The sequence below is a fragment of the Streptomyces sp. NPDC006879 genome, assembly GCF_042869595.1.
Classification (GTDB): domain Bacteria; phylum Actinomycetota; class Actinomycetes; order Streptomycetales; family Streptomycetaceae; genus Streptomyces.
Genome location: NZ_JBIAGC010000004.1, coordinates 106,090 through 125,193 on the forward strand (window position 1 = coordinate 106,090; position 19,104 = coordinate 125,193).

Genomic DNA, 19,104 nt, shown 5'->3' on the forward strand with positions numbered 1-19,104 from the left:
CTTTGTCTGTGAACGGAGCGAACCCGCTCCGTGACGCACAGGACCGACGGCTCCCGCGCATCGCGGGGCCGTCGGGCCTGGTCATCTTTGGCGTCACGGGCGATTTGTCACGTAAAAAGTTGATGCCTGCCGTCTATGACCTGGCCAATCGGGGCCTCCTCCCGCCGGGCTTCTCCCTCATCGGGTTCGCCCGCCGTGAATGGCAGGACGAGGACTTCGCCCAGGAGGTCCACGACGCGGTCAAGGAGCACTCCCGCACTCCCTTCCGTGAGGAGGTCTGGCAGCAGCTCGTCCAGGGCTGCCGCTTCGTGCCCGGTGACTTCGATGACGATGCCGCCTTCGAGACCCTGAAGTCGACGATCGAGGACCTGGACAAGGCCCAGGGCACGGGCGGGAACTTCGCCTTCTACCTCTCGGTGCCGCCCAAGTTCTTCCCCAAGGTCGTCGAACAGCTCAAGAAGCACGGGCTGGCCGACCCCAAGGCGGGTTCCTGGCGCCGCGCAGTGATCGAGAAGCCCTTCGGTCATGACCTGGCCAGCGCCCAGGAGCTCAACCAGATCGTCCACGAGGTCTTCCCACCCAACGAGGTCTTCCGGATCGACCACTACCTGGGCAAGGAGACCGTCCAGAACATCCTGGCGCTGCGCTTCGCCAACACCATGTTCGAGCCGATCTGGAACCGGTCCTACGTGGACCACGTACAGATCACCATGGCCGAGGACATCGGCATCGGAGGCCGGGCCGGGTACTACGACGGCATTGGCGCCGCCCGTGACGTCATCCAGAACCACCTGCTCCAGCTGCTGGCACTGACCGCCATGGAGGAGCCGGGCTCCTTCCACCCCAAGGCCCTCGTCGCCGAGAAGCTCAAGGTGCTGGCGGCCGTGCAACTGCCCGAGGACCTCGGCAGCCATACCGTGCGCGGCCAATACGCAGGTGCGTGGCAGGGCGGCGAGAAGGTCGTCGGGTACCTCGAAGAAGAGGGCATCGACCCCAAGTCGAAGACCGACACCTACGCCGCGATCCGCCTGGAGATCAACAACCGTCGCTGGGCCGGGGTGCCGTTCTACCTGCGCACCGGCAAGCGGCTCGGCAGGCGGGTCACCGAGATCGCAGTCGTCTTCAAGCGCGCGCCCTACCTTCCGTTCGAATCGGGTGCTACCGAGGAACTGGGTCAGAACGCCCTGGTCATCCGGGTACAGCCGGACGAGGGGGTGACGGTCCGCTTCGGCTCCAAGGTGCCGGGCACCTCCATGGAGGTCCGGGACGTCACGATGGACTTCGCCTATGGCGAATCCTTCACGGAGTCGAGCCCCGAGGCGTACGAGCGCCTGATCCTGGACGTGCTCCTGGGCGACGCGAACCTCTTCCCCCGGCACCAGGAGGTCGAGCTCTCCTGGAACATCCTCGACCCGATTGAGGAGTACTGGGACACGCACGGCAAGCCCGCGCAGTACCCCGCGGGCACCTGGGGGCCGGTCGAGGCGGACGAGATGCTCGCACGAGACGGACGGAGCTGGCGCCGGCCATGAAGATCGACCTCACGGAGACCACCTCCAGCAAGATCAACAGCGCGCTGGTGCAGGCCCGCCGGGACATCGGCACGCCCGCCATCGGCATGGTGCTCACGCTGGTGATCGTCACCGACGAGGAGAACGCGTACGACGCCCTCAAGTCGGCGAACGACGCCTCCCACGAGCACCCCTCGCGGATCATCGTGGTCATCAAGCGGGTCAGCCGCTCGCCCCGCAGCCGACGTGATTCGCGCCTGGACGCCGAGGTTCGCGTGGGAGCCGACTCAGGTACCGGGGAGACCGTGGTCCTGCGGCTCCACGGAGAACTGGTCAACCACGCCCAGTCGGTGGTCCTCCCCCTGCTGCTACCGGACGCCCCGGTGGTCGTGTGGTGGCCCGAGGGTGCCCCCTCGGACTTGGCGGGCGACCCGCTGGGGGCACTGGGGCAGCGTCGGATCGTGGACACCTACGCGTGCGAGGACCCGCTCAACGACCTCGCGGCACGGAGCCGCTTCTACGCCCCCGGTGACACCGACCTGTCCTGGACCCGGATCACGCCGTGGCGCTCGATGCTGGCGGCGGCCCTGGACCAGCAGAACGTCCGGATCGTCTCCGCGACCGTGGAGGGCGAGTCGGACAACCCGAGCTGCGAGTTGCTGGCCATGTGGCTGGGCGAACGACTCCAGGTCCCGGTGGAGCGCTCCTTCTCCCAAGGCCCCGGGCTCACCTCCGTACGGCTGGTGACCACGGACGGCCAAGTCGTCCTCAACCGCGCCGACGGGGGGCTCGCGACCCTGTGCCTGCCCGGGCAACCGGACCGGGCGGTCGCCCTCAAACGGCGGGACACCGCCGAACTGTTGGCCGAGGAGCTGCGCCGACTGGACCCGGACAACACCTACGAATCCGCACTGAAGTTCGGTGTTGACCGACTGGGTCACGAGGTTGACTTCGCCCCGGCGGCGGCCTCCCCGACATCCACCGCCACCGACCGGACCGCGGCGGTGGACAGCGGCACCGGGCAGGGACCGGAACCGGCGGGCTCACCGGCTGCCACACGTGCCAAATCGGCCAGCAAGCCGGCCCCCAAGGGCGCCACCACGAAGAAGGCGGCCTCATGAGCGCCCCTCAGGTGGTCGTCCACCGGGACAAGGAGCTGATGGCCCAGGCCGCTGCGGCCCGGCTGATCACAAAGATCGTGGACGCGCAGAGCGCCCGTGGTTCAGCCTCCGTGGTGCTGACCGGCGGGCGCAACGGCAACGGGCTGCTGGCCGCACTGGCCACCACACCGGCGAGGGACGCGGTGGACTGGTCCCGCCTGGATTTGTGGTGGGGCGACGAACGGTACGTGCCGGCCGACGACCCGGACCGCAACCACGTCCAGGCACGCGCCGCGCTGTTGGACGCCGTGCCGGTGGATCCGGCCCGGGTGCACGCGATGCCCGCCTCGGACGGCCCGTACGGAGCGGACGTGGAGGCGGCAGCCGCCGCCTACGCGGCGGAGCTGGCCGCGGCTGCGGCGCCGGAGGACCACGGCCCGGTGCCCGCCTTCGACGTACTCATGTTGGGTGTGGGCCCGGACACGCACGTGGCCTCGCTGTTCCCGGAACACCCAGCGGTGCGCGAGACCGAACGCACCGTGGTCGGTGTCCGTGGAGCACCCAAACCCCCGCCCACCCGCATCACCCTCACTCTCCCGGCCATCGCCGCGGCCCGTGAGGTCTGGCTGCTGGCTGCAGGAGAGGACAAGGCAGGAGCGGTGGCCGTCGCGCTCGGTGGGGCCGGCCGGCTCCAGGCACCCGCTTCGGCCGTCCAGGGAAGCCGCCGCACGCTGTGGCTGCTCGACCGTGCGGCGGCGGCCAAAATACCGCCGCAGCTCTACCCGCCGGCTTCGGCCTGAGCCGTGACGCGTGGTCCGGGCCCGTCCCTCCGGGGGACGGGCCCGGACGCCTATCCGCGCGTGTCCAGGCGGCGTTTGAAGGCCGAGCGGATACCCCGGTCGGCGGGCTTCTCCACGACGTGGTGCAGGACGGCCGCCGCGGCGGTGCACAGGAGGGCGGCCAACAGGAGCACGGCGAGCTTGCCATGAGCCGTCTCCAGCCCGGCGAGCAGCCCGTAGTGGCGCATCCCGTCCAGCACCAGGACGTGCACGATGTAGAACGCGAAGGACCACTCTCCGAGCCTCACCAGGGCCGGGCGGCGAAAGAGGCTGGGCCGCCCTTCGCAGTCGCGCACCGCGGCGGCGGCGATCAGCAGGGCGAAGACCGGCAACACGGCGGAGTCGAAGTAGTCCGCGTCCGGGGGGAAGCCGGGCACCAGGCCCGGTTGGTAGGCCGAACGCCAACGCAGTAGGACCACCGCGGTCAGGAGCAGCAAGGAGCCGCGCACTCCCAGCCACGGGCGCCAGCCCTGCCGGACCGCGAGTGCGACGCACATCCCGGTGATGAACATGGGCGTGAGGGCGAGCGGGGAGGCGTAGGTCAGACGTACCAGTTGGAAGGGGAACGCCTCGGATCCGGGCCAGGTCCGCGAGAGCAGTGTCAGTGCCTGCATCACCAGCGCGACGGTCAGCAGCCCGGCGGGGCGCAGCCGGGTCAGCAGCCGGAGCACGAAGGGGAAGACCAGGTAGAAGAAGGCCTCGCAGGACAGCGTCCACGTGACGATGTTGGCCGTGAAGAAGTGGTCGGTGCTCCATGCCTGCGTCAGGGTGAGCGTGGCCAGCAGGCCGGTGGCCGAGAACGCCTCGCCCTTCCACCAGTGGGCGATGGCCAGCGCGGGCAGGGTGGTGACCGCCAGCAGCGGCCACACCCGGGCGAAGCGCCGGACGTAGAAGTGCACGGTGGTGTCGTCCGGCCGTGCGGACCAGGTGAGGACGAAACCGGAGAGGACGAAGAAGAAGGGAACTCCCTCGTAGCCGATCCGCATCAGTGGGCCCAGCAAGGGCAGTGGTGCCAGGGCCGCGGTGTGGAAGAGGAAGACGCCCAGGGCGGCGAACCAGCGCAGGCCGGTCAGTGAGTCCACCCGGCCGCTGGGGCGTGCGCCCGTACTCCCGAAGGAACCGGCGCGCCGAATCGTTTCGACACCGCCCCGGCGCTGGACGGGTATGGAGCTGGCCACGCGACCGAGAGACAAGACCTCACCTTTCTCCGCGGTCCGCCTCACGCAATAACCGCCTCGAACATCACCCCGACCCGAACCCCGGCGAGGCACCCCCCGCACTCTCACATAGAACGGGCCTGCCCATGGCGCAGATGGATTCGAGCATGGGTGATATCCCTAACACGACCTCACTTTCTTCGTGAAAGGAACTCATTGCCTATTCGGAACGGAAGGAACACCACGAGGACCACGAGGAAGGGGGCCACCACGTCGGTGACCCCCTTAGCTGAATCCGCTCCGGGCCGCCCCGCCGGCACCCGGCTCAGCGGCCCCGCAACTGGCGGTAGGTGGCCACGAGGGCCTTGCTGGACGCGTCCAGGCCCGGCACCTCGGCCCCCTCCACGAGGGCCGGTTCCACCCGCTTGGCGAGGACCTTGCCCAGCTCCACGCCCCATTGGTCGAAGGAGTCGATGTTCCAGACTGCGCCCTGGACGAACACCTTGTGCTCGTACAACGCGATCAGCTGGCCCAGGACTCCCGGGGTGAGTTCCCCCGCCAGGATCGTGGTGGTGGGGTGGTTGCCCCGGAAGGTCTTGTGGGGTACCAGTTCCTCGGCGACGCCCTCGGCGCGGACCTCCTCGGGGGTCTTGCCGAAGCCCAGTGCCTGGGTCTGGGCGAAGAAGTTCGCCATCAGCAGATCGTGTTGGGCCGCGAGCGCCTCGGGCAGCGCCGATACTGGCCGGGCGAAGCCGATGAAGTCCGCCGGGATCGTCTTGGTGCCCTGGTGGATCAACTGGTAGTACGCGTGCTGGCCGTTGGTGCCGGGCGTGCCCCAGACCACCGGGCCGGTCTGCCAGTCCACCGGTTGCCCCGACCGGTCCACCGACTTCCCGTTGGACTCCATGTCCAACTGCTGGAGGTACGCGGTGAATTTGGACAGGTAGTGCGAGTACGGCAGCACGGCGTGGGACTGGGCGTCGAAGAACGCCCCGTACCAGACGCCCAACAGCCCCATCAGCAGCGGCGCGTTCTGCTCGGGCGGCGCGGTGCGGAAGTGCTCGTCGACGAGGTGGAAGCCGTCGAGCATCTCGCGGAAGCGGTCCGGGCCGATCGCGATCATCAGGGACAGGCCGATCGCGGAGTCGTAGGAGTAACGCCCGCCGACCCAGTCCCAGAACTCGAACATGTTCGCCGTGTCGATGCCGAACTCCGCCACCTTCTCGGCGTTCGTCGACAGGGCCACGAAGTGCCGAGCCACCGCGGCCTGGTCACCCCCCAGTCCGTCCAACAGCCAGCCACGGGCCGAGGTCGCGTTGGTGATGGTCTCGATGGTGGTGAACGTCTTGGAGGCGATGACGAAGAGCGTCTCGGCCGGGTCCAGGTCCCGGACCGCCTCATGCAGATCGGCGCCGTCGACGTTGGAAACGAAACGGACCGTCACATCGCGTTCGGCGAAGGACCGCAGGGCCTCGTACGCCATCGCCGGTCCCAGGTCGGAGCCCCCGATGCCGATGTTGACGACGTTGCGGATCCGTCGGCCGGTGTGCCCCGTCCACCGCCCAGACCGCACCCGGTCAGCGAAGGCCGTCATCTTGTCGAGTACCGCGTGCACCGCGGGTACCACGTTCTCGCCGTCCACCTCGATCACCGCGGTGCGCGGTGCGCGCAGGGCGGTGTGCAGAACCGCTCGGCCCTCAGTGGTGTTGATCTTCTCACCGCGGAACATCGCGTCCCGCAGCTCCGTCACGCCGGTGACCTGCGCCAGCTCGCGCAGCAGGCCCAGGGTCTCGTCGGTCACCAGGTGCTTGGAGTAGTCGATGTGCAGGTCCCCGACCGTCAGGGTGTAGCCGGTCGGGCGGTCCGGGTCCGCGGCGAACAGCTCACGCAGATGGGTGTCTGCGAACTGTTCCCGGTGCTTGCCCAGTGCCGCCCACTCGGGGGTCCGGTTCAACCTGGTGCGACCGCCTGCGTTCATCTCGGACATCAGCCTTCTTCCCGTCCTGCTCGGTGCCCCGCCGGGTCCCAACCTAAAGGATGGCGAGAGGCACCACCGCACGCATCGGGCCCGGCCCGGGACGGAGTGTCGCCGTCCCGGGCCGGGCCCGATGGTCAGGTGCGCGCGGAGTCCGCGGGCACCCGAACGCTCAGATCTCGCCGCGCAGCTTGGCGAGCGCTTCGGCGAGAATCGCCTCGCCGTCGGCGTCGGAGCGCCGCTCACGGACGTAGGCGAGGTGTGTCTTATAGGGCTCGGTGCGCGGCGGAGCCGGCGGGTTGTCGCGGTCCTGGCCCGCCGGGAAGCCGCATCGCGGGCAGTCCCAGTTGTCCGGTACCTGCGCATCGCTGGCGAAGCTCGGCTGCGTCTCGTGCCCGTTCGAGCACCAGAAGGAAATGCGTAGGCGGGGCGCGGACTCGCCGCGCTCGGCCTCACCCATCGGCCCCGCACCGACCCGACTTCCACGGATCGCGTTGCCACTTGCCACGGTCGTAACTCCCTGCGTGATGGTGCCGCGATCGTCTGGTGAATCCCACCGCGGGCGCCTCAGTCTACGTAAGGCCCAACGCCCGTCCAATGGCCGGAGTTACTTCCAGGTCAGCTGTCCAGTTTCATCAGCAGGCCAAGCGCGACGATGCAGGCGAACCACAGCAGACCGACCACGACGGTGATGCGGTCGAGGTTGCGCTCGGCCACCGAGGAGCCGCCGACCGAGGACTGCATGCCGCCGCCGAACATGTCCGAGAGACCGCCGCCCTTCCCCTTGTGCATCAGCACGAGCAGCATCAGCAGAGCGCTGAAGACGATCAGGGCGATCGAGAACCCCATAATCACGGCTTGGACCCTACTTTCGTGGAAATCTGGGCGGGGGCCAGCGGCTACTCTCAGCTCACTGGCCCCCGCAAGGGTACGACGGATCCGCCCTACCGCATACTCACTGGTCGCGGAAGCGCACGATCTTGACGAACTCGTCCGCGTCCAGCGCCGCGCCGCCGATCAAGGCGCCGTCCACATCGGGCTGCGCCATGATCGCGGCGATGTTCGCCGACTTCACCGAGCCGCCGTACTGGATTCGGACCTTCCCGGCCAGCTCCGGACCGTACAGCTCCGCCAGACGGCCGCGGATGGCTCCGCACACCTCCTGCGCGTCCTCGGGCGTGGCGACCTCGCCGGTGCCGATCGCCCAGACCGGCTCGTAGGCGATCACGATCGTCTCGGCCTGCTCGGCCGGAAGGTCCTTGAGCCCGCCGTCGACCTGGGCCAGGGTGTGAGCGACCTGGTTGCCGGCCTTGCGGACGTCCAGGCCCTCTCCGACACACAGGATCGGGGTGATCCCGTGCTGGAAGGCGGCCTTGACCTTGGCGTTGCAGAGCTCGTCGCTCTCGCCGTGGTACTGGCGGCGCTCGCTGTGGCCGACGGCCACGAACGCGCACTTGAGCTTGGAGAGCATCGCACCGGAGATCTCGCCGGTGTACGCACCGGACTCGTGCGCCGAGATGTCCTGGGCGCCGTACTTGATCTTCAACTTGTCGCCGTCGACCAAGGTCTGCACCGAACGCAGGTCGGTGAACGGCACGAGTACCGCGACCTCTACCGCGTCGTAGTCCTTGTCGGTGAGGGCGAAGGCGAGCTTCTGGACATGCGCGATGGCCTCAAGGTGGTTGAGGTTCATCTTCCAGTTGCCCGCCATCAGCGGGGTACGGCCCTTGTCGAGAGCAGTCATGAAGTGTCAGTCCTCCAGTGCGGCGAGGCCGGGGAGCGTCTTGCCTTCGAGGTATTCGAGGCTGGCGCCACCACCGGTCGAGATGTGACCGAAAGCGGTCTCGTCGAAGCCGAGCGTACGCACGGCCGCGGCCGAGTCGCCGCCTCCGACGACGGTGAAGCCCTTGCTGTCGAGCAGCGCCTGGGCGACGGCCTGGGTGCCCCCCGCGTAGTCGGGGTGCTCGAAGACGCCGACCGGTCCGTTCCAGAAGACGGTCTCGGCGTCGGCGATCTTCGACGCATACAGCTCCCGCGTGCGGGGGCCGATGTCCAGGCCCTCCTTGTCGGCGGGAATCTGGTCCGCGGCGACGGTGATGAAGTCCGCCGGGGCCTTCGTCTTGAGGTCCGGGAACTGCGATGCGGCGAGGATGTCCACGGGGAGCACCAGCTCCACGCCGTTGCGCTCGGCCCGCTCCATGTACTCGGTGACCTTCTCCAGCTGGTCTTCCTGCAGCAGCGAGATGCCGACCTCGTAGCCCTTGGCCTTGAGGAAGGTGTACGCCATGCCGCCGCCGATCAGCAGCCGGTCGGCCTTGCCGAGGAGCTCGTCGATGACGGCGAGCTTGTCGGAGACCTTGGCGCCCCCGAGCACCACCACGTAGGGCCGCTTGACGTCCGTGCTGAGCTTCTTGAGGACACCGACCTCGGTGGCGATCAGGTAGCCGGCCGCGTGCGGCAGCCGCGCGGGAAGATCGACCACCGAGGCGTGCTTGCGGTGGACCGCGCCGAAGCCGTCACCCACGTAGAGGTCGGCGAGCTCGGCGAGCTGGTCGGCGAAGGCGCCCCGCTCGGCGTCGTCCTTGGCGGTCTCGCCGGCGTTGAAGCGCAGGTTCTCAAGGACGGCGACCTGGCCGTCGGCGAGTGCGTCCACCGTGGCCCGAGCCGCGGGGCCGACCGTGTCGGTGGCGAACGCGACTTCCGCACCGAGCAGTTCACCGAGCCGCTTGGCGGCCGGGGCGAGCGAGAAGGCCGGGTCCGGGGCGCCCTTGGGGCGGCCCAGGTGGGAGGCCACGACCACGCGGGCACCGGCGCCGGCGAGCTTGGCGATGGTCGGCTGTACGGCGCGGATGCGGCCGTCGTCGGTGATGGCTCCTTCCGCCAGCGGCACGTTGAGGTCGGCGCGGACGAAGACCCGCTTGCCCGCGACGCCCTCGGCGAGAAGTTCGTCGATCGTCTTCATATGTGATGACTCCTAAAAAGCCCTGGAAGACCTGAAAGCCCGGTCAGCCGGGAAATGGTGCGGAAGCCCTGATCGGGCAAGCAACAGGGCCCGCGCCGCGCTTCGTTGCGCTGCCCGAGCCCTGTGCTCACATCAAACTGCCTTGCCTGGTGCCTGAGGTCTTAGAGCTGGCCGCCGACGAAGACCGTGAGGTCGACGAGACGGTTGGAGTAGCCCCACTCGTTGTCGTACCAACCGACGACCTTGACCTGCTTGCCCTGGACCATGGTCAGGGAGGAGTCGAAGGTGCAGGAGGCGGGCCAGTTCACGATGTCGGAGGAGACGATCGCGTCCTCGGTGTAGTCGAGGATGCCCTTCAGCTGGCCTTCGGAAGCCTTCTGGAAGGCCGCGTTGATCTCGTCCCGGGTGACCTCGCGGTCGAGCTCCAGTACCAGGTCGGTGACCGAGCCGGTGGGGACCGGAACGCGCATGGCGATGCCGTCCAGCTTGCCCTTGAGCTGCGGGAGGACCAGGGCGGTGGCCTTGGCGGCACCGGTGGAGGTCGGGATGATGTTCTCCGCGGCGGCGCGGGCGCGACGCAGGTCGGAGTGCGGGAAGTCCAGGATGCGCTGGTCGTTCGTGTACGCGTGCACCGTGGTCATCATGCCCTTGACGATGCCGAAGTTCTCGTCGAGGACCTTGGCCATCGGGGCCACGCAGTTGGTGGTGCAGGAGGCGTTGGAGATGACGTGGTGGCTGGCCGCGTCGTACTTGTCCTGGTTGACGCCCATCACGATGGTGATGTCCTCGTCCTTGGCCGGAGCCGAGATGAGGACCTTCTTCGCACCCGCGGCCAGGTGCTTGGCCGCGTCCGCCTTCTTGGTGAAGATGCCGGTCGACTCGATGACGATGTCGGCGCCCAGCTCACCCCAGGGGAGGTTCGCGGGGTCGCGCTCGGCGAAGGTCTTGAAGGTGTTGCCACCCACCGTGATGGTGTCAGCGGTGTGGCTGACGTCGTGCTTGAGGCGGCCCAAGATGGTGTCGTACTTGAGCAGGTGCACCAGGGTCGCGTTGTCAGTAAGGTCGTTGACACCGACGATCTCGATGTCCGCTCCCTGCTCCAGGAGCGCCCGGAAGTAGTTACGGCCAATTCGGCCAAAACCATTGATGCCTACGCGGATCGTCACGAACCGATCTCCTCGTTGGTGCGCCGGTCTGGACGCCGGCGAGCTGTATGGGATGTCCCCGACCGCTTACGACCCTACCTCTCCGTGAGCCTCGCGGTGACATCGCGCGCCCATCGGGGCCCGCGCGGGGCCCGTGCCGGCCGTTCCGGCACGGGTCCCGCAAGCCCAGGGCCCGTCACGCCGAGTCACCAGGTGACGAGAGGTGGGGCCTCAGCGCAGGGCGCGCAGCGCCTTACCGATGAGTACCGCTCGATCTCGTGGCTCCGACAGGTGCTCCAGGCCGAAACCGAGCAGCACCGTGTCACGCGTAGTGACGGCGGCGTAGGACGTGAACAGCTCGCCGGAGCGGACCCAGTCCCCCGGCACCTCAGGGCTGCCGGCCGGGGCGGCGGCCACCACCCAGGGCCCCAGGGAGGACTCGAAGCCCTCACTCTCACGCTCCTGCCCACCGACGATCAAGCGTGCGTCGTCCATGAAGACGCCTCGGCCGCCCGAGCCGGGGTCGGTGACGTAGGCGAGCGAGAGCTCCACCTTCTGGCCCGCGTATCGACTGAGGTCGAAGGCGACCTGCTTCCAACCACCGGAGGATCCCGTGAAGCTGTTCCACTGCCCGCTGCTTCCGGTGGCGGCGCAGCCACCGGCGGAGAGCGTCAGGTAGTGGCCGAGGAAGGGGTGACCGTTGAGGAAGAAGCCCGCCGCGCACTCTTCGGGCACGGTGCTGCTGGTCGAACCGCCCGCCTCGGGGAGCGCGGTCCAGTCATCGCCGCCCACCGCGTGGGCTTCGAGGACGGCGTGGTCGTAGCCGGGCTCGGTGTTCCAGTTCAGCGCCATCCGCAGTTCCGGCCGGTCGGCGGCGCTCACGGCCGTCAGGTCGACGATGCGGGACAGCCGCTTGTAGTCGTCGTCCTCGTGGGTCGCGGCGGCCATCCACTGTCCGCTGGGCGGGGCGTAGGGGTTGACCACCCCGGCGTACCGGCCGGCCTGAGCACTCTTGAACTGCGGGAACTGCCCGGGAGCGAGAGCGTCCGCGGTGATCGTGTAGGCGCCCGGCGAGTTGAGCGGGTTCCCGGGGGCGTCTGCCAAGGCGCCGCTGGCGCCGCTGAGCACTCCCGCTCCGGTCAGGCCGGTGGCCCCGGGGGCACTGCTGCGGCCGTAGGCCCCCAGCCAGTACTGACTGAAGTCGTTGGTGGCGCCGCGACCGACCCGGGCACTGCCACCGGCGAGCTCACCGGCCTCGATGAGTTTGCCGCCCTCGTTGAGGTAGGAACGCAGGGCGAGCTGAGTGTCTCCGCCGGGCGCCTGTGCACCGGTGTAGTGGACGACCGTGCGGAAGTGGGAGAGCACACCGAGGGGGTGCGGGGCGCCTTGGGCCGCCACGTCCCAGACCGCGGCCCGGCGGCCCTGGGCCCGCAGGGCGTCCACATAGGTTCGGGCGTACTGCTGGGGTGCGCCTTCCTCGGCGACCACCAGGACGTCGGCCCGCGGCGACTTCGCCACCTGGTAGGTGAAGTGCGAGCTGGACACCCGTTTGCCGCTACGGTCCCGTCCGGTGAACCAGACCTCGACCAGGTCACCGGGTCGGGCTCCGGTGACCTTGGCGCGGTAGGAGTCAAACCGGATGTTGTCCTCACCACCGAAGACCTCGCCCCCCTTCCAGGGGCGCAGCGCTCCCTTCTTGGCCCGGCCGGCGTTGACCCGGTAGCGGAGTTCCTTGCGCTTCAAGGACTTGCGAGCGGTGACCGCGACCTGTTGGGCGCCGCCGCGGGCGTAGGAGGTGCTGAACTCCTCAGGGGTGAAGTCCGGCGCGTCGGTGCCGACCACGGAGCTCGCCCGGTCAGGGTGCAGGGCGGTCTCGGCCACCGAGAGGGCGAACGGGACGTTCTTGGCGAACTCGGCCTGGATCAGCTTCTCGTCGTCCGGGAAGTTGAAGCCCGACTGGCAGTCCTCTGGCCGCCAGGCGTCGTTGGGATCGATCCGTGAGGCCGTCTGACAGGTCGTCATTTCCGGGGTGAACATCATGGTCCCGTTGACGTTTGCCGCATGGCCGTCGGCCTCGCCGTTGGTGGTGTACAGCTCCGAGGACACCTGCGGGTAGTAGCCGGGGACAGCCGGCTTCTCCGGGGTGCCGGCAAGTGCCCGGTAGAGCACGTCGTCCGGGGTCGGGGTGGCGACCTGCCAACCCACTCCGTAGAGCAACAGCTCGGCCGCCGAGTGGTAGTTGATGCCGTACTCGAAGCCGACGCGCTTTTGGAACCGGTCCAGTGCCCGGGTCTCGGGCTCGGAAGAGGCCCGAGGCCCGCGGTAGGTCTCACTGAAGGGACTGGGTGAGGAACCCTCGTTGTCGTAGCCCCACTTGTAGGCGAAGTTGCGGTTGAGGTCCACCCCGTCGGAAGTGGTGATCTTGCCGTCGCCGTCGTTGTCCCGCAGGTTCTTGCGCCACAACCGCCGACCGCCCGGGGCGTGGGTGTAGTCGTACCCGTCGGGGTTGGCGGAGAGGACGAACCACAGCTCCGCCTTGTTCACCAACTGAGTGATCTTCCGGTCCCGGTTGTAGTTGTCCAGGTAGTGGTGCAGGAGCCGCCGGGTCATCTCCGGGGTGATCCACTCGCGCGCGTGTTGGTTGGACATGTAGAGCACCGCCGGCTTGGCGCCGTCCTTGACCCGATCCGCGTCCTTGCTGACCTTGATCGCAAGGATGTCCTTGCCCTGGACGGACTTGCCGATCGAGACCACCTTGGTCAGGTCGGGGAAGGCGGCTCCGGTCCGTAAGATCTCCTCCTGCAGCCCGCCTCGACCGCTGTACGGACGGAAGACGTGGTCTGCGGCCGCATCGGCGCGCAGTGCGGCCCGGGAGGGCAGGCGGCGCTCGACGAGGCCCACGCCCTGCCGACTGAGGACCTCGGCCTGGGACCGGGTGAGGATGAGTTCGACGCGTGCGGTTCCCTTGGCCGGGGCGCGGGCGCTCAGCTCATGGGCGTCCTGGCCGGCGGCGAGGACGAGCGGGACCTGCGCCTGGGTGATGTCGGCGTCGTAGACCCGCACCGCGTCCGCGGCGGGATCGGTGCCGACGGTGGAGTCGGCCTGGGCGGCTGGGATGGCTGCCAGGGACCCCAACAGCATTGCGCTCGCGGCGAGTATCGATCTCGCTCTGCGCCTCATGTGCACCCCTTGCTGTCGTCTACCACGAAAGCGATCAGACGACAGGCTCACGACACCGCATGATCATGTCAATAAGGCGCTCGCGAAACGACCCCTTCCAGAAAGGGTGATTCTCCCGGAAGGGGCCGTTCCGTCTGGATTCAGGACGCGGAGCTACGCCATGTTGTCGGCCATTTCCTCGGTCAGATTGGACTCGGTACCGGGAATTCCCAGGTCCTGCGCCCGCTTGTCCGCCATGGCGAGCAGCCGCCGGATGCGACCCGCCACCGCGTCCTTGGTCAGCGGCGGGTCCGCGAGGGCACCAAGCTCCTCCAGGGACGCCTGCTTGTGCTCCATGCGCAGCCGACCAGCCGCCGCAAGGTGTTCCGGGACCTCCTCGCCCAGGATCTCCAGCGCCCGCTGGACCCGGGCCCCGGCAGCCACCGCGGCCCGCGCCGAACGGCGCAGATTGGCGTCGTCGAAGTTCGCCAGCCGGTTGGCGGTGGCCCGCACCTCACGGCGCATCCGCCGTTCTTCCCAGGCCAAGACCGACTCGTGGGCCCCCAGGCGCGTCAACAGGGCGCCGATCGCATCACCGTCACGGACGACGACCCGGTCCACCCCCCGCACCTCCCGGGCCTTCGCGGCGATGGAGAGCCGGCGGGCCGCACCGACCAGCGCCAGCGCGGCCTCCGGACCTGGGCAGGTCACCTCCAGGGACGAGGACCGGCCCGGTTCGGTGAGCGAGCCGTGCGCCAGGAAGGCCCCGCGCCAGGCCGCCTCGGCGTCACAGGTCGCCCCGGAGACCACCTGGGGGGGGAGACCTCTAATCGGCCGCCCACGACCGTCCACCAGGCCTGTCTGCCGGGCCAACTGGTCGCCGCCGGCAACCACCCGGACCACGTACCGGCTGCCACGACGAAGCCCGCCCGGCGCCATCACCACCAGGTCCGAGGAATGGCCGAAGATCTCCAGGATGTCCTTGCGCAGCCGGCGGGCCGCGATCCCGGTGTCCAGCTCCGCCTCGATCACGATCCGACCGCTGACCAGGTGCAGTCCGCCCGCGAACCGGAGGATCGCCGAGACCTCCGCCTTCCTGCAACAGGTCCGGGTGACGGGAAGCCGGGAAATCTCATCCTTCACCGCTGCCGTCATCGCCATGGGCCGATCCTTCCATGCATCCGAAAAATACGGTCGTACGCGGCGGCCAACAGCTCCGGGTCATGCTTGGCGGAACCGCCCGCGGCGGCGACCGGAGCCAGCTCGACCGCGGCACCGAAGCGCTGGGCGGCGTCGGCGAGGGACTCGCGGTCGGGCACGGCAGCCTGGTCGGCCAGCACCACGTCCAGGGCGAGTTTAGGGGCGTGTCGGGCCAAAACCTCCAAATGACGCTGCGGGGAGAAGCCCTCGGTTTCACCAGGCTGCGGCGCCAGGTTCAGCGAGAGCACGCGCCGGGCCTTGGTCTCCATCAAAGCTTCATACAACTGCGGCACCAACAGGTGCGGGATGACCGAGGAGAACCAGGACCCCGGACCGAGGACCACCCAGTCCGCATCCAGGACCGCCTCGACGGCCTCCGGCACGGCCGGAGGATCGTGCGGCACCACATAGACCGACTGCACCTCACCGGGGGTCAGAGCCACCGTGGCCTGGCCCCGCACGGTGTCGACCTCGTCCGGGCGGGCAGGATCATGCCCTCGCACCAGAGCCTGCAGCTCCAGCGGCACCGCCGACATGGGCAGCACCCTGCCTTGGGCCCCGAGGAGCCGGCCGACCAGATCCAGCGCACTGACATGGTCACCCAACTGCTCCCAGAGGGCCACGATCAGCAGGTTGCCCACGGCATGCTCGTGCAGGTCACCCCGGGACTGGAAGCGGTGCTGGATGACCCGGGCCCAGGTCTGACCCCAGTCATCGTCACCGCACAGCGCGGCGAGCGCCTTGCGCAGGTCGCCGGGGGGCAGCACACCCAGCTCCTCGCGCAGCCGCCCGCTGGAGCCGCCGTCATCGGCAACCGTGACCACTGCGGTCAGATCCCCGGTGATCCTGCGCAACGCCGCCAGGGACGCCGACAGCCCTCTCCCCCCGCCCAACGCGACGACCTTCGGGTGCGCCCCGCGTTTGCGGCCCGCCACCCGGGGCGCTTCGGAGCGCTCGGGGCGGCTGCGCCGCAGTCGCCGCAGCCTGGGAGTCCTGCCGGTCACTCGCGCCCCATGTCCCGGTGGACTACGACGGTCTCGACTCCCTCGGAGGCCAGACGGGCGGCCAGCTTCTCGGACATGGCGACACTGCGGTGCTTACCGCCCGTGCACCCCACGGCGATGGTCACGTACCGCTTGCCCTCCCGTCGGTAACCAGTCGCGATCAGCTGGAGCAACTCCGCGTAACGGTCCAGGAACTCCTTGGCACCGGGCTGGTTGAAGACGTACCCCGCCACCTCCTCGTTGAGGCCGGTGAAGGGGCGCAGCTCCGGCACCCAGTGCGGGTTGGGCAGGAAGCGGCAGTCGACCACGAGGTCGGCGTCCACCGGCAGTCCGTACTTGTACCCGAAGGACATGACGGTGGCCCGCAGCTCCGGCTCCTCGTCGCCGGCGAACTGGGCGTCCATCTTGGACCGCAGCTCGTGGACGTTCAACGAGGAGGTGTCGATCACCAGATCGGCGTCCCCACGCAACTCGCGCAGTAGTTCGCGCTCCGCTGCGATGCCGTCCACGATCCGGCCGTCCCCTTGGAGCGGATGGGGCCGGCGCACCGATTCGAAACGGCGCACCAGCGCCTCCTCGGAGGACTCCAGGAAGACGATGCGGCGAGTGACGCCCTTGGCGTCGAGGTCGGCGAGTGACTGGCGCAGGTTGTCGAAGAACCGACGGCCACGCACGTCCACCACGACCGCGATCCTGGCCACGTTTCCCTGCGACCGGGCGCCGAGCTCCACCATCGTGGGGATCAACGCGGGCGGCAGGTTGTCCACCACGAACCAGCCGAGGTCCTCCAGGCACTTCGCCGCGGTGCTGCGGCCGGCCCCGGACATGCCGGAGATGATCACCAGCTCCGGGATGATCGCCTCGGAGGCGTCGTTGGCCTCCGCACTCGTGCCCGTACTCACCTGTTCTCCGTCTCGGTCGTGCTCAGTCATGTCCTTGGCCCCGCTCATCGCTCAGCCCCCAGGTCGGTCCCCCGGTCACGCAAGGCTCCGGCAACGGCCGGCGCCTCCTCTTCAATGATCTCTCCTGTCGCGGTGTTCACCGCAGGTGCGGAGGGGGCCGCCTGCGCGAGCGCGGTGGCCACGGTCTCGGCGGTCTTGCGTCCGACGCCCGGGACCTCACACATCTCCTCGATTGTCGCCTGCCGCAGCTTCCGCACCGAACCAAAGTGCTTGATCAGTGCCTGCTTACGAGTCTCCCCGAGCCCCGGCACCGCATCCAGCGGGCTGCTCTTCAGCCTCTTGCCCCGTTTGCCCCGCTGGTACTGGATGGCGAAGCGGTGGGCCTCGTCGCGCACCCGCTGCAGCAGATACAGCCCCTCACTACTGCGCGGCAGCACCACCGGGTCGTCCTCGCCGGGCAGCCAGACCTCCTCCAGCCGCTTGGCCAGTCCGCAGACGGCCACGTCGTCCACGCCGAGTTCCTCCAGCGCCCGCTGGGCCGCGGCCACCTGTGGTTGGCCGCCGTCCACCACCACCAGCTGAGGCGGGTAGGCGAACCGCTTGGGACGGCCCTCGTCATCGGCTGCCTGGTCAGCCGGGTCGCTGGGCTGGGCGACGTCCTCCTGCGGGGACCACTCGCCGGTCTTCAGCTTCTCCTGGAGGTAGCGGCGGAAACGGCGCGAGACCACCTCGTGCATGGAACGGACGTCGTCCTGCCCCTCGAAGCCTTTGACCTGGAAGCGCCGGTACTCGCTCTTGCGCGCCAGGCCGTCCTCGAAAACCACCATCGAGGCGACCACGTCCTGCCCCTGCAGATGGGAGATGTCGAAGCATTCGATGCGCAGCGGCGCGCCGTCCAGCCCCAGCGCCTCGGCGATCTCCTCCAGGGCACGGGAGCGGGTGGTCAGATCGCTGGCCCGCTTCGTCTTGTGCAGCGCCAGGGACTGCACCGCGTTGCGACGGACCGTCTCCATCAGGTCCTTCTTGTCGCCCCGCTGCGGTATCCGCAGGGAGACTGCGGAACCGCGGCGCCCGGCGAGCCAGGCCGCGACGGCCACCTCGTCCTCCGGCAGGGCCGGCACCAGGACCTCCTTGGGAACCCCCTCGCCGTGCTCCTCCCCGTAAAGCTGCTGCAGGGCGTGCTCCACCAGACCCGAGGTGTCCACCGCCTCGACCTTGTCGGTGACCCAGCCGCGCTGACCGCGTACCCGGCCGCCACGGACGTGGAAGATCTGGACGGCCGCCTCCAGCTCGTCCTCGGCCACCGCGATCAGGTCGGCATCGGTGGCGTCCGCGAGGACCACGGCGTTCTTCTCCATGGCGCGGCGCAGGGCCTCGATGTCGTCGCGCAGCCGGGCCGCCCGCTCGTACTCCATCTCCTCGGCGGCCTCGCGCATCTGCCCTTCGAGGCGGCGCAGGTACGTGCCTGTACGACCGGCCATGAAGTCGCAGAACTCCTCGGCCAGTTCACGGTGTTCCTCCGGGGTGACCCGACCGACGCACGGAGCGGAGCACTTACCGATGTAGCCGAGCAGACAAGGACGGCCGATCTGCTTGGACCGCTTGAACACCCCGGCGGAACAGGTACGGACGGGGAACACCCGCAGCATCAGGTCGACGGTTTCACGGATCGCCCAGGCGTGCGCGTACGGTCCGAAGTAGCGCACCCCCTTCTTCTTCGGGCCGCGCATCACCTGGACCCGCGGGTACTGCTCGCCCAGAGTCACCGCGAGGGACGGATAGCTCTTGTCGTCGCGGTACTTGACATTGAACCGGGGGTCGAACTCCTTGATCCAGGAGTATTCGAGCTGGAGCGCCTCCACCTCAGTGGACACCACGGTCCATTCGACGGAGGCTGCGGTCGTCACCATCGTGCGGGTGCGCGGGTGCAGGCCCGCCACGTCCTGGAAGTAGTTGGCGAGCCGCTGACGCAGGCTCTTGGCCTTCCCGACGTAGATCACCCGCCGGTGTTCGTCGCGGAACTTGTAGACACCCGGAGAGTCCGGGATCTGGCCCGGCTTGGGGCGGTAGCTGGAAGGGTCGGCCATGTTCCCACCCTACTTGCGGGCTCTGACGACCGGGCCCGGCGCCGGGCCCGGTCGTCAGGGCTT

At 68.9% G+C, this 19,104-nt stretch carries 15 protein-coding genes; 3 read left to right on the forward strand and 12 right to left on the reverse strand.

All coding sequences use genetic code 11. The annotated features are described in order from the left end of the window. Positions 1 to 2: 2 nt before the first annotated feature. The 3 genes from zwf to pgl are packed head-to-tail and all read left to right on the forward strand — an operon-like array spanning position 3 to position 3,411. Positions 3 to 1,532 carry a glucose-6-phosphate dehydrogenase gene (gene zwf, locus ACFYMC_RS04960; RefSeq protein ID WP_388518924.1) on the forward strand — a complete coding sequence of 510 codons (1,530 nt, stop codon included), beginning with the start codon at positions 3 to 5 and terminating at the stop codon, positions 1,530 to 1,532. Then, entirely contained in the window at positions 1,529 to 2,632 is a 1,104-nt protein-coding gene (gene opcA / locus ACFYMC_RS04965; protein ID WP_388518927.1) for a glucose-6-phosphate dehydrogenase assembly protein OpcA, read from the forward strand. Before zwf ends, opcA begins: the two co-directional genes overlap by 4 nt. Continuing rightward, the gene (gene pgl / locus ACFYMC_RS04970; protein WP_388518930.1) at positions 2,629 to 3,411 is read left to right on the forward strand and encodes a 6-phosphogluconolactonase; all 783 of its coding nucleotides are present in this window, start codon (positions 2,629 to 2,631) and stop codon (positions 3,409 to 3,411) included. Before opcA ends, pgl begins: the two co-directional genes overlap by 4 nt. 50 nt (positions 3,412 to 3,461) lie before the next feature. Here the strand turns inward: pgl and ACFYMC_RS04975 are convergent, their stop codons facing one another. From ACFYMC_RS04975 to uvrC, 12 genes are all read right to left on the reverse strand, one after another. Next, positions 3,462 to 4,643 (reverse strand): acyltransferase family protein, encoded by a 1,182-nt coding sequence (locus ACFYMC_RS04975; RefSeq protein ID WP_388518933.1) that lies wholly within the window; start codon positions 4,641 to 4,643, stop codon positions 3,462 to 3,464. Between the two features lie 289 nt (positions 4,644 to 4,932). Continuing rightward, entirely contained in the window at positions 4,933 to 6,585 is a 1,653-nt protein-coding gene (gene pgi / locus ACFYMC_RS04980; protein WP_388519267.1) for a glucose-6-phosphate isomerase, read from the reverse strand. Between the two features lie 169 nt (positions 6,586 to 6,754). After that, positions 6,755 to 7,090, reverse strand: coding sequence for an RNA polymerase-binding protein RbpA (locus tag ACFYMC_RS04985; protein ID WP_073790820.1), 336 nt, complete (start codon positions 7,088 to 7,090; stop codon positions 6,755 to 6,757). Positions 7,091 to 7,200: 110 nt separating this feature from the next. Beyond that, positions 7,201 to 7,431: a preprotein translocase subunit SecG gene (secG, locus tag ACFYMC_RS04990; RefSeq protein WP_388519270.1), complete on the reverse strand. Its 231-nt coding sequence runs from the start codon at positions 7,429 to 7,431 to the stop codon at positions 7,201 to 7,203. A gap of 106 nt (positions 7,432 to 7,537) precedes the next feature. Beyond that, a complete protein-coding gene (gene tpiA, locus ACFYMC_RS04995; protein ID WP_388518936.1) occupies positions 7,538 to 8,326 on the reverse strand; it encodes a triose-phosphate isomerase in 789 nt (262 codons plus the stop codon). A gap of 6 nt (positions 8,327 to 8,332) precedes the next feature. Next, positions 8,333 to 9,544: a phosphoglycerate kinase gene (locus ACFYMC_RS05000; RefSeq protein ID WP_388518939.1), complete on the reverse strand. Its 1,212-nt coding sequence runs from the start codon at positions 9,542 to 9,544 to the stop codon at positions 8,333 to 8,335. 161 nt (positions 9,545 to 9,705) lie between these two features. Beyond that, on the reverse strand, positions 9,706 to 10,710 hold the full coding sequence (gene gap / locus ACFYMC_RS05005; RefSeq protein WP_388518942.1) for a type I glyceraldehyde-3-phosphate dehydrogenase: 1,005 nt from the start codon (positions 10,708 to 10,710) through the stop codon (positions 9,706 to 9,708). A gap of 210 nt (positions 10,711 to 10,920) precedes the next feature. Then, the gene (locus ACFYMC_RS05010; protein WP_388518945.1) at positions 10,921 to 13,869 is read right to left on the reverse strand and encodes a M14 family zinc carboxypeptidase; all 2,949 of its coding nucleotides are present in this window, start codon (positions 13,867 to 13,869) and stop codon (positions 10,921 to 10,923) included. A gap of 153 nt (positions 13,870 to 14,022) precedes the next feature. Then, the gene (gene whiA / locus ACFYMC_RS05015; RefSeq protein WP_388518948.1) at positions 14,023 to 15,009 is read right to left on the reverse strand and encodes a DNA-binding protein WhiA; all 987 of its coding nucleotides are present in this window, start codon (positions 15,007 to 15,009) and stop codon (positions 14,023 to 14,025) included. After that, complete coding sequence (gene yvcK, locus ACFYMC_RS05020; protein WP_388518951.1) at positions 15,000 to 16,052, reverse strand: uridine diphosphate-N-acetylglucosamine-binding protein YvcK; 1,053 nt, start codon at positions 16,050 to 16,052, stop codon at positions 15,000 to 15,002. Before yvcK ends, whiA begins: the two co-directional genes overlap by 10 nt. Continuing rightward, entirely contained in the window at positions 16,049 to 16,984 is a 936-nt protein-coding gene (gene rapZ, locus ACFYMC_RS05025) for an RNase adapter RapZ (RefSeq protein ID WP_388518954.1), read from the reverse strand. Before rapZ ends, yvcK begins: the two co-directional genes overlap by 4 nt. 14 nt (positions 16,985 to 16,998) lie before the next feature. After that, positions 16,999 to 19,041 carry an excinuclease ABC subunit UvrC gene (uvrC, locus tag ACFYMC_RS05030; RefSeq protein WP_388518957.1) on the reverse strand — a complete coding sequence of 681 codons (2,043 nt, stop codon included), beginning with the start codon at positions 19,039 to 19,041 and terminating at the stop codon, positions 16,999 to 17,001. Between the last annotated feature and the right edge of the window lie 63 nt (positions 19,042 to 19,104).

Coding starts and splice junctions, on each gene's coding strand:
- pgl (WP_388518930.1), top strand. CDS start 2,629: ATGAGCGCCCCTCAGGTGGTCGTCCACCGGGACAAGGAGCTGATGGCC.
- ACFYMC_RS05000 (WP_388518939.1), bottom strand. CDS start 9,544: ATGAAGACGATCGACGAACTTCTCGCCGAGGGCGTCGCGGGCAAGCGG.
- secG (WP_388519270.1), bottom strand. CDS start 7,431: ATGGGGTTCTCGATCGCCCTGATCGTCTTCAGCGCTCTGCTGATGCTG.
- opcA (WP_388518927.1), top strand. CDS start 1,529: ATGAAGATCGACCTCACGGAGACCACCTCCAGCAAGATCAACAGCGCG.
- whiA (WP_388518948.1), bottom strand. CDS start 15,009: ATGGCGATGACGGCAGCGGTGAAGGATGAGATTTCCCGGCTTCCCGTC.
- ACFYMC_RS05010 (WP_388518945.1), bottom strand. CDS start 13,869: ATGAGGCGCAGAGCGAGATCGATACTCGCCGCGAGCGCAATGCTGTTG.
- uvrC (WP_388518957.1), bottom strand. CDS start 19,041: ATGGCCGACCCTTCCAGCTACCGCCCCAAGCCGGGCCAGATCCCGGAC.
- rapZ (WP_388518954.1), bottom strand. CDS start 16,984: ATGACTGAGCACGACCGAGACGGAGAACAGGTGAGTACGGGCACGAGT.
- pgi (WP_388519267.1), bottom strand. CDS start 6,585: ATGAACGCAGGCGGTCGCACCAGGTTGAACCGGACCCCCGAGTGGGCG.
- tpiA (WP_388518936.1), bottom strand. CDS start 8,326: ATGACTGCTCTCGACAAGGGCCGTACCCCGCTGATGGCGGGCAACTGG.